16 protein-coding genes and 1 CRISPR repeat array are annotated in these 13529 nt (G+C 28.2%); of the genes, 11 read left to right on the top strand and 5 right to left on the bottom strand.

All coding sequences use genetic code 11. From position 1 onward, the window contains the following. On the bottom strand, nt 1-444 hold a 444-nt coding region (locus QOR43_RS08075), incomplete at its 3' end, for a tetratricopeptide repeat protein (protein ID WP_283571474.1). A gap of 1476 nt (nt 445-1920) precedes the next feature. Between QOR43_RS08075 and QOR43_RS08070 the strand changes: the two genes are divergently transcribed. From QOR43_RS08070 to QOR43_RS08020, 11 genes are all read left to right on the top strand, one after another. Next, nucleotides 1921-2124, top strand: coding sequence for a hypothetical protein (locus tag QOR43_RS08070; protein ID WP_265134976.1), 204 nt, complete (start codon nt 1921-1923; stop codon nt 2122-2124). A gap of 92 nt (nt 2125-2216) precedes the next feature. Then, entirely contained in the window at nt 2217-4652 is a 2436-nt protein-coding gene (locus QOR43_RS08065) for a hypothetical protein (RefSeq protein WP_265134975.1), read from the top strand. A gap of 11 nt (nt 4653-4663) precedes the next feature. Then, on the top strand, nt 4664-4960 hold the full coding sequence (locus tag QOR43_RS08060) for a hypothetical protein (RefSeq protein ID WP_265134974.1): 297 nt from the start codon (nt 4664-4666) through the stop codon (nt 4958-4960). A gap of 52 nt (nt 4961-5012) precedes the next feature. Continuing rightward, the gene (locus QOR43_RS08055; protein WP_265134973.1) at nt 5013-5279 is read left to right on the top strand and encodes a hypothetical protein; all 267 of its coding nucleotides are present in this window, start codon (nt 5013-5015) and stop codon (nt 5277-5279) included. After that, nucleotides 5272-5673, top strand: coding sequence for a lytic transglycosylase domain-containing protein (locus tag QOR43_RS08050; protein WP_265134972.1), 402 nt, complete (start codon nt 5272-5274; stop codon nt 5671-5673). Before QOR43_RS08055 ends, QOR43_RS08050 begins: the two co-directional genes overlap by 8 nt. Before the next feature lie 103 nt (nt 5674-5776). Next, a complete protein-coding gene (locus QOR43_RS08045; protein ID WP_265134971.1) occupies nt 5777-6091 on the top strand; it encodes a hypothetical protein in 315 nt (104 codons plus the stop codon). A gap of 21 nt (nt 6092-6112) precedes the next feature. Then, on the top strand, nt 6113-7441 hold the full coding sequence (locus tag QOR43_RS08040; protein ID WP_265134970.1) for a hypothetical protein: 1329 nt from the start codon (nt 6113-6115) through the stop codon (nt 7439-7441). Nucleotides 7442-7444: 3 nt separating this feature from the next. Further along, nucleotides 7445-7573, top strand: coding sequence for a hypothetical protein (locus QOR43_RS08035; RefSeq protein ID WP_283571473.1), 129 nt, complete (start codon nt 7445-7447; stop codon nt 7571-7573). Between the two features lie 724 nt (nt 7574-8297). Next, a CRISPR array of direct repeats spans nt 8298-8854; the repeat unit is 29 nt; unit sequence GTTTTATCTGAACTATGTGGGATAGAAAG. Between the two features lie 459 nt (nt 8855-9313). Then, complete coding sequence (locus QOR43_RS08030; RefSeq protein ID WP_265134984.1) at nt 9314-9655, top strand: ribbon-helix-helix domain-containing protein; 342 nt, start codon at nt 9314-9316, stop codon at nt 9653-9655. Between the two features lie 1080 nt (nt 9656-10735). Next, nucleotides 10736-10909 carry a hypothetical protein gene (locus QOR43_RS08025; protein ID WP_265134983.1) on the top strand — a complete coding sequence of 58 codons (174 nt, stop codon included), beginning with the start codon at nt 10736-10738 and terminating at the stop codon, nt 10907-10909. Between the two features lie 56 nt (nt 10910-10965). Continuing rightward, nucleotides 10966-11286, top strand: coding sequence for a hypothetical protein (locus tag QOR43_RS08020; protein ID WP_265134982.1), 321 nt, complete (start codon nt 10966-10968; stop codon nt 11284-11286). Here the strand turns inward: QOR43_RS08020 and QOR43_RS08015 are convergent, their stop codons facing one another. The 4 genes from QOR43_RS08015 to QOR43_RS08000 all read right to left on the bottom strand — a co-directional run. Beyond that, entirely contained in the window at nt 11287-11421 is a 135-nt protein-coding gene (locus QOR43_RS08015) for a hypothetical protein (protein ID WP_265134981.1), read from the bottom strand. After that, nucleotides 11408-11830 carry a hypothetical protein gene (locus QOR43_RS08010; protein ID WP_265134980.1) on the bottom strand — a complete coding sequence of 141 codons (423 nt, stop codon included), beginning with the start codon at nt 11828-11830 and terminating at the stop codon, nt 11408-11410. The genes QOR43_RS08015 and QOR43_RS08010 overlap by 14 nt, the downstream gene beginning before the upstream one ends. Before the next feature lie 24 nt (nt 11831-11854). Next, nucleotides 11855-12235: a hypothetical protein gene (locus QOR43_RS08005; protein WP_265134979.1), complete on the bottom strand. Its 381-nt coding sequence runs from the start codon at nt 12233-12235 to the stop codon at nt 11855-11857. A gap of 777 nt (nt 12236-13012) precedes the next feature. After that, nucleotides 13013-13529 (bottom strand): tetratricopeptide repeat protein (locus tag QOR43_RS08000; RefSeq protein ID WP_283571472.1); only part of this gene is annotated, 517 nt, incomplete at its 5' end.

Genomic DNA, 13529 nt, shown 5'->3' with positions numbered 1-13529 from the left:
AGCTTTTACATAATCTTGTTCTACCCCTTCTCCATAATAATACATTTCTCCAAGATTATTACATCCCTCAGTACTTCCCGCATCACAAGCTTTTTTAAATAACCCAGTAGCTTTTACATAATCTTGCTTTACCCCTTCTCCATAATAATACATTTCTCCAAGATTATAACATCCCTTAGCACTTCCCGCATCACAAGCTTTTTTAAAGAACCCAACAGCTTTTACATAATCTTGTTCTACCCCTTCTCCATAATAATACATTTCTCCAAGATTATTACAGCTCTCTGATTTATTTTTCTCTTTGCATAAAATTTCGCAAGTTTTTACATCATTATTTTTCATACATTTTTCAGTTAAAGTTTTTTCCTTTTCTAAGTTATAAATAAATGCAAATATAAATATGAGTGCAATTAAAGAAAGTGATAAAATATGTATTTTTTTCATAACTTTTCCTCTTAGTCCCTAATAATTTCACCTTTTTTTATAAATTTATTTTTCCTTACTGGACATATATTTTAACATAAAGAGTTTATTAGACAGAGCAATTTTTATACCAATACCGAAGAACAATGAGAGTTAATTCTTTTAAAGAAAATATTTTAATTTTCCTCGCCTTTCATTTTTCCATAGTTGAAATTATTAATATTATTTCATATCGGTTTTGGTATAAGAACAAAAAATTTCAAAAGAAGTTATTAACAAAATTTTTCGAAGAAAGTTATTAATAAAAAACTTTCTTTTTTTAATAAGATAGGACAAGGATTTTCGGGCAGAAACTTTTCATTTTAATATAACCCTTTTGTTAATAATTTTTTATAGTCTATAACCTAATCCGGAAATCTTGGAATAACAATTTCGGATACCTTATTACAAAAACCATATAAGGAAGTTTAAAAAAGTTTATGGATTTTTTACTCTGGACCTACTTTTAAAGGAAAAGTTTAGGAGAAGTATTTGAAAAAAAATAATGGAAATCGCTCTGAATATCAATATTTCGTGTATTTCGTATATATAATAATAGTTACTTACTATAGTCAGGTAAGAATAACGAAAAAATTACCTACCCGCAAATTATTGATATACAACGATTAAATCCGTAAGAATAAAAACAATAGAATTATTGCCAAAAACTCATCCTTACAATTTTTGAGTTCTTAGAATTATTGCTAAAAATCCATCCTTACAAAATTTTTCCGGTTAAAAAGGATAAGAAAAGATATATTCAAACCTAACAGAAAATAATTGCTATTAGAAGATAAAAACCTTAAAACCTTTTAAACCTTAAAACCTGTAAAGGAATAACAAATAACCGGAATAAACCTAATTTAACCTACAAATAACATTAACCTTAAAATAACAAAGAACCTAAAAACCTATGAACCGGAAAAAATAACTTTCTTTTTGAATAACTACCTTGAAAGAACCTATAAAAAATTTTTTATCCACTATTTTATTGGAAATTATAATAATAGGAAATTATCCACTATTTTATTGGAACAGAAAATTTTTTCAATTAATTGCATTAATCTAACTTGGTAGCTACCGGAATAGGTTTTCTTTTTCTATCAAGATATTTTTCAAAAAACCATAACCGGAACAGAAAATTAAACCTTGTGGATTTTGTGGATTAAATGCTTGTGAGATGATTGTGGTTGATTGTGGAAATGGAGATTGTGGTTAATTGTGGCTTGTGGATTAATTAAGGTTGATTGTGGATTTTGTGGATTTTATAGATTGAAAGTATTGAAAAAAATAATTTCATAAATTAATTAAAAAATTGAAAAAAACACTTGACAAAAATACATCGTTGTGATATACATTTCTATATAACGAAAACAATGAAAAAGTATTTAACGACTAATTAAATGAAGATGAAGATTTTTAGTTAAACGAAAACTACTTATTAAAGGAGGTATAACTATGATAGGAACTACAGGTTTAAAAAGAAAAAGTATTGCGGTGCATGTTGATGATGAAGTAAGAGAAGTGCTTGAAGAAATTAATAAAAAAGTTAGAGCAGGTGATTTAAAGAGTGAAGCAGTTGCAATGACAAGAATTTTGAAGAATGCCAAAAGACTTGGGCTTCTTGAAAAACTAATAAGAAACCCTGATGAAAATGTTTAGCTAAAGGAAATTTAAAAATTTAGAATAAGTTTTAAAAATCCCCGGGTGCGACCGGGGTAAATAATGAATATTATAGGGAAAAACTCCGAGCTATGAATATTATAGGGAAAAATTCCGAAAAATCAATAGGAAGAATAAGAAGTAAAGAAGAGAAATTAAGACATTATGCTACAAATAGTCATTTTGACAATATAAAAGCCAAACAACTTCCGGATTTTGCCAAAGAAATCTACAAAGAAGATTTAAGTTATGTTTTACTTCTTGTAGATAAAGAAGATAATATAATAGATGCAAGGATTTTCAAAACCAAAGGAACTTTAGAAAACTTCATAAAAGATAAACATAAAAAATATGGATTAGATATTCTACTTCATCCAAATCCGGTCAAATTAACAAGCAAATTCTGGGAAAAATACAGAAAAACAAGAAACGGAATAGAAAGACTCAAGCTAATCAAAGAACTAAAAATACTTGAAGATAAGAATATATTTAGTGTCAATGAAATATGGGTAGATATAGATTCAGATTTTAACCAAGCCTTTGATGTTCTAAATGAACTGGTGAAGTTTTTCAACAAGAATAAATACGGAATAGATATAACACCGGCAATAACATTAATAAAAACAAAAAGCGGGCATTTGAGATTTTCATTCTCCATATATTCATTAAATCCGCATGGAAAAAATAAAAATGGCAGAACAAATCTTGAGAATATAAAAGAGTTTGTAAAAATAATAAATGCATTTTTTGCAAAACACGGATTAAAAGCAGACGCAACCTTCACACGAATAAACCATCCAATTTGGATAACAAAGAAACAAACAGTAATCTTAGAAGCAACCCATGAAGTAGATTTCTATTTATTATTCCAAAAAGCAAAAGAACTAAAGAAAGAACACAAACTTTATGAAGAAAAACCACAAAAGAAAGAAAAATCTAAAAAACAAAAACAACTTAGACACATACCGGCATTTTTAGCAAACAAATTCTCAAAAATAAATGAAGATTACATTTTCCAAAAAGCAGTAGAAAGTTTATATAACAAAAACAAAAACAAAGGCAGATACATATACTTCCTACAAACAGTTGCAGGCTGGTGTAAGTATCTAAATAAATCTTACTCTGAATATTACGATATTGCTTATACCTATTGCCCTGACAAACAGAAAGATATTGAAATAGCGTGGAAGTATGCACGGGAACTTGAATTTAAGACAACAGAAAACAAAGATAAATATAACTTTGAAGAACTTGCAGACAAAGCATTAGCATACCTAAAAGAACACAAGAAAGCAAAGAGACAAGAACTTTTAAAGACAATCTTTTTCGGACAGGAATGGTTAGAACAAGAAATTATGCTACAACTTAAACTTAATGGACTAATAACAGAAACATTTGAAAGACAAAATGTAGGAAGACCGGCAAAGGTTTATATGATAGTAGAAGAACAGGGAAAAGAGGAGCAAAAGCAGGATATAATCACAAGACAAGGAAAAACAAGCATTAGAGAAGATATGCCAGCAAACCCTTGTAAAATAGGATTTACACAATTAATAACTAACAAATTATCTTTAGATAATTTGCAATATGGAGGTGGTTGGAACTTATCTCCAATAAGCGTTAAAATATCAGATAAAGTGTTTAATGTTTCGGATATATCATTTACTTTCCCTATTAATCTGATAGATTTACTTAAAAAGGAAAATATCTACGTATCGCCCGTTAGGGCGTGTCGCGACGGCGTTTGCGAGCCGTTAAAACATCAAAAGCAACCGGAACAACAGCAAATAGAACAACAGCAACGGGATAAATTCCAAGATAAACTAAAAGAAGAAGAACTTAAAGCGTTTGAAGAAAAGAAAAGAAAGTATTTAGAGCAATTAAGCAGAGATATAACAGAAGAAGAGAAACAGCAATTGAGAGAGAAAGCAGAAAAGGAAAAACAGAAGAAACTTGAAGAAGAGATAAGAGCGATTGCAGAAGAAATTAGAAAAAATCTTGAGCGAACTTATCAGAAAAAACTTGAATCTTTACAGCCGAAGAAACCGGCAGTAGAGAAAGAGCCGGCAATTTTCATATCCATTGATAAACGAGGGCAAGAGGAAAGAGAGCCGGATAAAAACAATCAAATTAAAGATGAAAAACAGGATTTAGGAGCTACCGGAAAAACATCAAACGAACAGGAGAAAACAAAAAAATATGGACCACAAAAACAAGATTATGAACTTTTACCGAGTAAAGATGATTATCTTCACAAACCGAGCAAAACAGCAATTAAGAAATTAAAGCTTTACCGGAAGAAATACAGAGCAATTTTAAATTACAGTTGGAAACGGCTTAAGAAGGATGAAGTTTTATTTTTCCTAATTAACAATGAGAAATTAATTGCTGAGAGAGGTATAAAAGATATACTTAAAACCTTGAAATATGCAGATTTAGATGAGAAAATATTAAATCCGGTAGGTTGGTTAATAACAAGATTTAACATAAGTTTAAAAAATAGCCGGTTTTTATACTTGATAACGTAGGGAGGATAAAAATGGCAGAGCAAAAGAAACCAAATCAAAAACAAGGACAACAGAACCAAAACCAAAAGAAACAACAAAATCAGGGACAAAAGAAGATACCAAATCCTGAGAGAAATAATTATTTAATTTACTATCACGATAAAGAGGTAGAAGTACATGTTAATTATGGAAATACAGTTTTAAAACTTACCGGAACAATGATGTCAAATTCAAAATACGATATAATTTTGGATTTTTATGATGAAAAAGGTCAAAAACAGCGTTTAATAATAAACAAAGTTTATCTTATAGCCGTCAGACCTTTATAAATCTTGATAAAATTTATTAAAATATTGGAAAATAAAATTTCAGGAGAAAAAGATGATAGATACAACAGGATTTTTTAAAGAAATATTTAAAATCATAAAAATACTATTTAGCAAAACAGAAGAACAAGAAAATAATTCTACCCCAAGATATTGCATAGTAGATTACGAAAAACAAAAAAACAAAATTGATAAAGAAGAAAATGATTTCTTTATAAATGATTTCCTACTAGAAGAAACTGAGTTCGATAAAGGATTATGGGACCCATCTTCAATGTATTACAATACCATTCATCATCATGAAAGAACAATAGATGATTAAAATAATAAAGCATTTCCTTACCATACAAATATTGTTCTTTTTAATAACTACCCAATCTTTCGCCTATTACAATGACCTTTCTGCTTGCTTTCAAGAATCCGGTAGAAAATACGGAATAGACCCAAATGTTCTTTACACAATAGCCCAAGCAGAAACAAAATTTAACCCTTACTTTAGAAAAGTAGAAAATGAAAAAAACAACTATATAGGCATAATGTCCTTACATTCATCTTGGATACCACTTATACAACAAAAAAACAAAGAACTGAAAAAGCATCCGGAATATCTTTACAACCCTTGCATTAACATAGACGCTTCTGCTTATGTTTTATCCATTTGTTTCAGAAAATACGGAAATACACCAAAGGGATTAAACTGTTATTTTCAAAGATAAATGGTATGCAGAAATAGAGAGTAAAACTCTCCTTAAAACAATCTTTATTTTTTAAAACCAAAAAGTTAAAATATTGGAAAATAAAATTTTTGGAGGTTAAACAATGAAAAAATTAGCTTTATCTTTACTTGCAACCGGATTAATAGGATTTTACACAAATACAAAAGCATATACTTATGAGAAAAATGATATAAAAGATTATGTTTGTACTGAAACTCTCAGAACTTGTTTCTTATGGATAGGAAATAATTTTATCAATATGAAAGATGTAGATACAATAAATCTCTTCCAAAATACAATAACCTTCTTTTTTAATGGAAAAAGGGAACCAATTGAAATAAAATTTAATTCTCCTGAAGAAGCAAAACAAACACTCAAAAATATGTTATTAAAAGGAAAATTCTTTAACGAACAATAAAAAATAAAAAGGAGGCTTTCTATGAAAAAAATATCTCTACCATTATTAACATCTGTAATAATCATCACAAATGCCTTTGCTTTTAATCCATTTAAAATGAATGTTGATTTAGATGAAAGCAAAGTTCATTCTTCATTAGATAAAGCCTATGAAATTCTATCTGATTACAAAGAATGTGTATTAAACAAAAATGCAAATGCTTGTTATGAAACCGGAAAAAATGTAGATAATATAGTTTTAAAATCTATACTTGTAAAAACGGCTTGTAAATTAGGAGATAATCAAGCTTGTGAGGAACAAAACAAACTAAAGGAACAAACAAAAAATAGTTGTTCCAATAGCATATATGATGATAATTGTAGAGCTTTTGTTTATTTATCAGATGGAAATGTAGATACTTCTAATTGGGAAAAATACAATCTTGTAATAAAAGAAAAAACAATAGGGTTTGATGAAAGAAAAATAACCATATATACAGGACCGGACAAACCTTACATTTATTGGGAAAGATGCCTACACGACTATGCAAGAGGATTTGAAAACCTATTTGATATGTTTAAAAAAGATAAGGAATTAACAGAACAAGAAAAAAAAGAATGCAAAATAGGAATTAGATATTATACTCATATTGAAGAAAACTTAAAGTATCTTAGAGGAGCATTAAACTCACCAAATTCAAGATATGCAACTGCAGTAGAAACAACAATAGAAAAAATATATCATCAAACAAAAGAACCATATTTAATGTTCTTATGGAAAAAATTATATGACGGAACTCTAAATTGGGATTCAACGAGAGAATTTGATTTCCAAGAAACTGCACTTGCTTTATGCGTAAATAACCTTTACATGCCGGCTTGTGTTTATTTCGGAAATAGCCCGTATATAAAGAAAAGAGAAATAGAGCTAACAGGTGGTAGATTAGATAAAATAAAAGAAATAGTGGTAAACAGTCCTCAAGATTACAAAGAAGCACTCATAAATTTCCTCAATACCGGATATGAATACGATACCGGTTGGAACATTTCAAACGGAGAATACGAAAAGCCTTCTTTATTAGGAACATTCAAAAAAACCAAATTCAAAACAGAATTTAAAGAACTTCCTCTAAAAGAAACAACTTTCTTAATGATGATAGAAAATGCCATTAAAAACGCTCAAACTGATGATTTAGAAAACTTCATTAAATTCTGTCAAAGTGAAGAAAGTAAAGATTATAAAGGATATTGTAATGCATTCAAACTTAATACAATAAATCAAAAAGAATTCTTAAACAAACAAGCATCACCAATGTTTAAGGAATTCTTTGACAAATATCAAGATATACCACCAATCTTATCTTCAGATTAACCAATGCTTGAAACAATATTTATAATCTTTATCAGACTGCCATCAACATTTTTACACGAGCTTTGTCATTACATAGTGGCAAAGCTCTTTTTCAGTTTTGGAAGATTTAAGGATATAGGAATTATTGATTAGTATTATGTTTATCTAAATAAAAAAGCTACCGGTAAAAACCGGTTAGCTAACCGTAAGTAGATTATTCGGAAGGTAAAACTTTAAAAAAGAGGGGATAAAAAGATTAAACCATTAAAATTATTGTGTCAATACTAAAAATAATCCCAATAAAATCAATACTTTGTTAATTGTATAGTTTTTTTAGTTATTGCTATTCAAGGATTTACTATAACATCAATTAGAGTTTGGAGTTTGATGGAATTTTAAAAATTTCCGGAAAATAGTCCGAATTGGGACTAATTTAGGTTAGAATTGATATACTACCTTATTTTGCAATTTTGTTGTCTTTAAATCCTTGAAAATCAATAGCAAGAAAGGAAATTTTCTTTGGAAGTTTTAAAAAATTTTGTGCTATAATTTTTCTAACAAGTTTAAAGTTTGCTACTTGGAAAAGGAATAAGAGAATAGGCTTTCTTTCTTGGTTTTAAGGGGAAAGATAAGTCTATTAATCAAACATTGTTTTATTTTTTGAAAAATTTTGCATTTTAAACAGAAAATATATTTCTGCTTAACTTAGCTTGTATCAACGATTAGCGAAAATATAACAGAAAATATATTTGCATTATTAGAGGTTCAATGCAAAAAATATTAATTTGCGGTTATTCAGTTTTAAATTAATTTTTACTAAAAAATACTTGACAAAATTTAAAAATTTCATTATTATTTTTTATGAAAAAATTGACGGGTTTTATCTGAACTATGTGGGATAGAAAGTCTTTGCAAGATTTAAGATTTTTTTCGTTATCAAGTTGTTTTATCTGAACTATGTGGGATAGAAAGCTATCATACGAAATACAATAGATTTGTTCACATATATGTTTTATCTGAACTATGTGGGATAGAAAGTCTGTAAAAATCTTGACTTTTTTCATCTATCTTCCTCGTTTTATCTGAACTATGTGGGATAGAAAGTCTACTAGGGAGAACGAATTTAACGTTCTCTTTAAAGGTTTTATCTGAACTATGTGGGATAGAAAGTTTCAAAAAAATTTAAATAATTCAAATCTTCATCGTGTTTTATCTGAACTATGTGGGATAGAAAGTTATTTCTTCCTCATCACTATAATTAATCAATACAGGTTTTATCTGAACTATGTGGGATAGAAAGTGTAAGTTTAAAACTGCTGCAGCATATGGATTATTTAAGTTTTATCTGAACTATGTGGGATAGAAAGCACAGTGTAATTGTAAGTTTCGTTATACACCACAATTTGTTTTATCTGAACTATGTGGGATAGAAAGTTTTCATATTTAAGTCCAAGTCTTTTTATTGCCTCGTTTTATCTGAACTATGTGGAATTATTTTTCCATTAATCTCAATCTTTTTTATCAATTATTTTCAACAATTTTCTTTAAAATCTTTGATTTCCATTTTGCAAAAATAGTCCGAATTAGGACTAATTTTGATTAAACAAATACTCTCTACTTATTTTGCAAATTTAGTGCTTTCTGAACCTTGAAAATCAAAGGCAAAAAATGGATTTTCTTGGAAGTTTTTAAAATTTCATTTCCATTTTGCATATAACCGGTAAAAAGCAATATAACATTAGTTATCTTTACAAATCTTTACAATCATCTTTACACTATCTTTACATCGTAAAGATGGAAACTTTACACAAAAAATGCTATACTTTTTGGTATCTTTACAAAGATTTACAGGTATCTTTACAACATCTTTACAATTGCTTTACAGGTGATAAGATGGAAAAGAGATTGGTTAATTTCAGACTATCAGTAGAACTGATAAACAAATTGGAAGAGTTATCAAGACAAACAGGTAAAAATAAAACCGAACTAATAGAAGAAGCAATCAAATGCTTGATAGAAACACATTCTCAAACAGATAAACAAATACAACTCCTTGAAGAACAGAATAAGCAATTAATGAATGTTTTAAAAGGCTTTCAAATTGCTTTACAAAGTAAAGATGAACTCTTGGAAGAAAAGGATAAAAGGATACAGGAACTAAAAGAGATTGTAGAACTCTTAAAACAAAATCAATCACAAGAAAAGAAAAAAAGTTTTTGGAAGTTTTGGAAGTAAAATTATCTTTCAGGAACTACTCATTAAAAAGGACAATTTTTAATATTAAAAAAAGACAAAATTTTAATATTAAAACAGACAAAATTTAATATTAAAACAGACAATATATTTGGATATTATATATCCAAATATCCACAATCTAAGGAACAAAGAAGTTTTTCAGTAAAAATTTTTTTGCTTTACAATGTAAATCTTTTCTTATGAATTTGCTTTAAATTCGGGTAAAATTTCAATTTGAAAAGGGTAAAAATTCAAGTTGAAAAGGGTAATATATTTGGATATATATCCAAATATCCACAATCTTATAAGTGCAAAGAGTAATTTAGCAACAAAAAATCTGTCTTTACAACATCTTTACAAAGTCATTAAAAAGGACAAGTTTTTAATTTTAAAATCGGGTAATTTTTTAATATTAAATCGGGTATTTTTTAACTTTAAAAAGGGTAGTATATTTGGATATAATCCAAATATCCACAAACATTATACTCCAATGCAATTTCTGTTAAAAAATTTTTTGCTTTACCAATCTTTACTCTGTAAATCTATTGTAAAGATAATTGCTTTACAAATAGTCCGAACTCGGACTATTTTAAGAAAACTTCCATTAACTTCCGTTAGAAAGAAAAATCAGTTAAATAATTGATATAACTTTATAATCTTTCAAATGACGGCTTGCCATCAAGCTGGCGTGCTGGCGTGCCGTCAATACGGCTTGCTGGCTTGACGGCACTTTTACACTTGTAAAAAAGGATTAGTTAAATTTTTCATTTTCCAATATATTGGCTTTCTCATTAAAATCTAATAAACACAATTTTCAGATGGGATATTACTAAAAAAAGTTAATATTCAATATTCTTGGCATATTTACTTACTCTCAATTATTTACCGGAACTGGATTTTTTACAGGATAAAAACTTTTGGTAGCTACCGGAATTAGTCCGAACTTGGACTATTTTTTGCTAAAAAGTATCATTATATTATTTTGCAATTTGCCTGCTTTTTGGATATTGATTTACAAGGATAAGAAAGCATATTTTAATTGTCAGAAAAAATATAAAAATGGTGTAAAATAAAAATATAATGATTTTGAAATTTACATTAAGCATAATACTTGCACCGGTGATATTTGCTTTCGGTGGTAAAATATATTGTAGTTTAATAAATCCTGAACCTTGCAAACCAAAACAAGTTCAGGAAGAGAATAAGGACAAAAAAGAGAATATGGATAAAAAAGAAAATGAAAATAAAAATTAAACTTTTTGCTTATATTTCGTTATTGTGTGAGAATAATTAAAAAGGAGGTGATAGAGATGAGAATAATAAGAGAATTAATAGGTTTAATAATAGGCACAATAGGTGGCTTATTAACATTTATAGGTATATTTTTAGGCATAGGAATGGCATTTGCCGGTGATTTTAAATTTTTGATAGCCGGTATAATAGGTTTTGTAATGATGATAATAGGAAATAGAATAATAGGCGATAATAAAACTCCAAGATATGCTACTGCTACCGATACTAATGTGGAAGATGAAAATGAAGAAGAAGAAAGAGATATTGGTTTAGCAATAGCAGGTTTTCCTACCGGAGATTTCGGTATCTATCTTATGAATAAACATAAAAAACCTTAATTAGCCAAGTTCAAGCAACTTGGCTATTTCTTCTTCTGATAGTCCTTTTTCTTTTAGTTTATTTGCTATCTTTATTCTCTCTTGGATTTTGATATTTGTTATTTCTATTTCTTCTTTTATTTCATAAAGGCACATCTTCATCATCTATTGTAGAAGCTACCGATTGCATTTCTTCTCTTTCAAATTCTGATGCCATCTTGCTTATTAATCTAAATGTTTCTCTTATCTTTTCTTTTTCTTCTTTTGGTATATCAATTCCAAGATAGTATTTAATCATTTTTCTTTTGTCTTTTCTTTTAAGTAGTATTATCTCCTCTAAAACAAAGCCTTCGCTACATCTTCCACAATCGCTAACTCTGTATCCCCAAATAAACTTTCTTGCATTGTAATAAAACTCTTCAAATACAAGAATATAACCTAATCCTAAACCTAAATCATAAGTGTAAAGGTAATTTTCTAATGGCACTACTTCGCTTATTTTTTCTAACACATCTTCTCTTACTTTGGTTTCTGTTCCGGATAAAGACCTTTTCGCTATTAACATTTTTCTTTACCTCCTTTAATTTATTTAACTCTGGATTATATAATTATCTACTCTTCCTTGTTCTTTCAATCTGTTTAATGTTCCAAAAATTAATTCAAGAATTTCAGAATAAATTTCACTATTTAATCTATCGTTATGATATAGTTCTATCTCAAAATCTCTTTTATCATTATCAAAATCCAAGAAATACTCCCTAATTTGAATTAATCCTTTCCACTCTGTATTTCCAAAAGTTAATTCTCCTATGTTTCTAACCGGTATTTTTTCTAACTCAATTTTTTTAAAATATAATGGATTTTCTCTTGTATCCTCTCTAAAACAGAAAAATGCACCATTTGAATAGTAATTTAATTCTCTTGTTTTATCTTCCTTGTATCCTTTAACATCAATCTTTACTAAAAGCATATATTTATCCTCAAATAGAAAATACATCTAAAAATATTTTAAACCTAAAACTTTCCTTTTTCTGACAAGACAGGATAAGAATAAAAATAGTCCGAGTTCGGACTAATTGAAAAAATTAGAAAAAAAGTTATTAACAAAAAATTTTCAAAGAAAGTTATCAAGAAAAAAATTCTCTTTTCTTAACAAGATAGGACAAGGTTTTGCAGATACCAAAATTGCATTTTAATATAACCCCCTTTGTTTATTTTTTATGGTCCATAACCTAATCCGGAAATATTGAAAATCTTTTGTTGAAAAAAATCAAATAAGGAAGTTTATGGAAGTTTTTTAATCTAAACCTAACAGAGAATAATTGCTATTATTAACCTAAACCTTACAACCTTTTAAACCTTAAAACCTTTCAAAAAAAATAACTCAAAACCGGAATAAACCTAATAACCTAAAATAACATTACCCTGAAAAATAACAAAGAACCTAAAAACATAATAACCGGAAGAACCTAAAAATAACTCTTTCTGTTAAATAACAACCTTGAAAGGAATGAAAACAGATTTTAAATTCTGCACATTTTATTAGAAATCTTAATAATAGGAAATTCTGCACATTTTCTTAGAACAGAAATCTAACCTGAAAAAATTATCCACCACTTTAGAAGAAAAGTTAAATTTTTTGCAATTAATTGCATATTTCTAATCTGTTTCAGTTGCAATGGAAATAATAAATAATCTTCCGGAAGTAAAGTTTAATAATTTAATAATTTGATGCTTTGTTAATTTATTAATTTAATAAACTATCCACTATTTTCATGTAAATTAAACTTTTGTATAGATAACATCCTTTAGCACTTCCCGCATCACAAGCTTTTTTAAAGAACACAGCAGCTTTTACATAATCTTCTTCTACCCCTTCTCCATCATAATACATTCTTCCAAGATTATTACATCCTTTAGCAATTCCCGCATCACAAGCTTTTTCAAATAACCCAGCAGCTTTTACATAATCTTGTTCTACCCCTTTTCCATAATAATACATTTCTCCAAGATTATAACATCCCTTAGCACTTCCCGCATCACAAGCTTTTTCAAATAACCCAACAGCTTTTACATAATCTTGTTCTACCCCTTTTCCATAATAATACATTTCTCCAAGATTATAACATCCCTCAGTACTTCCCGCATCACAAGCTTTTTTAAATAACCCAGCAGCTTTTACATAATCTTGTTCTACCCCTTCTCCATAATAATACATTTCTCCAAGATTATTACATCCCTCAGTACTTCCCGCATCACAAGCT

This window comes from Venenivibrio stagnispumantis (assembly GCF_900182795.1).
GTDB lineage: Bacteria > Aquificota > Aquificia > Aquificales > Hydrogenothermaceae > Venenivibrio > Venenivibrio stagnispumantis.
The sequence above is the reverse complement of the archived record's forward strand: the minus strand, read 5'-3'. Positions and strand labels throughout refer to the sequence as shown.

What these genes read in the sequence shown, in the direction of transcription:
- QOR43_RS08015 (WP_265134981.1), bottom strand. Translation starts at nt 11,421, where the DNA reads ATGTGCCTTTATGAAATAAAAGAAGAAATAGAAATAACAAATATCAAA.
- QOR43_RS08070 (WP_265134976.1), top strand. Translation starts at nt 1,921, where the DNA reads ATGATAGGAACTACAGGTTTAAAAAGAAAAAGTATTGCGGTGCATGTT.
- QOR43_RS08010 (WP_265134980.1), bottom strand. Translation starts at nt 11,830, where the DNA reads ATGTTAATAGCGAAAAGGTCTTTATCCGGAACAGAAACCAAAGTAAGA.
- QOR43_RS08060 (WP_265134974.1), top strand. Translation starts at nt 4,664, where the DNA reads ATGGCAGAGCAAAAGAAACCAAATCAAAAACAAGGACAACAGAACCAA.
- QOR43_RS08055 (WP_265134973.1), top strand. Translation starts at nt 5,013, where the DNA reads ATGATAGATACAACAGGATTTTTTAAAGAAATATTTAAAATCATAAAA.
- QOR43_RS08045 (WP_265134971.1), top strand. Translation starts at nt 5,777, where the DNA reads ATGAAAAAATTAGCTTTATCTTTACTTGCAACCGGATTAATAGGATTT.
- QOR43_RS08005 (WP_265134979.1), bottom strand. Translation starts at nt 12,235, where the DNA reads ATGCTTTTAGTAAAGATTGATGTTAAAGGATACAAGGAAGATAAAACA.
- QOR43_RS08025 (WP_265134983.1), top strand. Translation starts at nt 10,736, where the DNA reads ATGATTTTGAAATTTACATTAAGCATAATACTTGCACCGGTGATATTT.
- QOR43_RS08030 (WP_265134984.1), top strand. Translation starts at nt 9,314, where the DNA reads ATGGAAAAGAGATTGGTTAATTTCAGACTATCAGTAGAACTGATAAAC.
- QOR43_RS08040 (WP_265134970.1), top strand. Translation starts at nt 6,113, where the DNA reads ATGAAAAAAATATCTCTACCATTATTAACATCTGTAATAATCATCACA.
- QOR43_RS08065 (WP_265134975.1), top strand. Translation starts at nt 2,217, where the DNA reads ATGAATATTATAGGGAAAAATTCCGAAAAATCAATAGGAAGAATAAGA.
- QOR43_RS08050 (WP_265134972.1), top strand. Translation starts at nt 5,272, where the DNA reads ATGATTAAAATAATAAAGCATTTCCTTACCATACAAATATTGTTCTTT.
- QOR43_RS08020 (WP_265134982.1), top strand. Translation starts at nt 10,966, where the DNA reads ATGAGAATAATAAGAGAATTAATAGGTTTAATAATAGGCACAATAGGT.
- QOR43_RS08035 (WP_283571473.1), top strand. Translation starts at nt 7,445, where the DNA reads ATGCTTGAAACAATATTTATAATCTTTATCAGACTGCCATCAACATTT.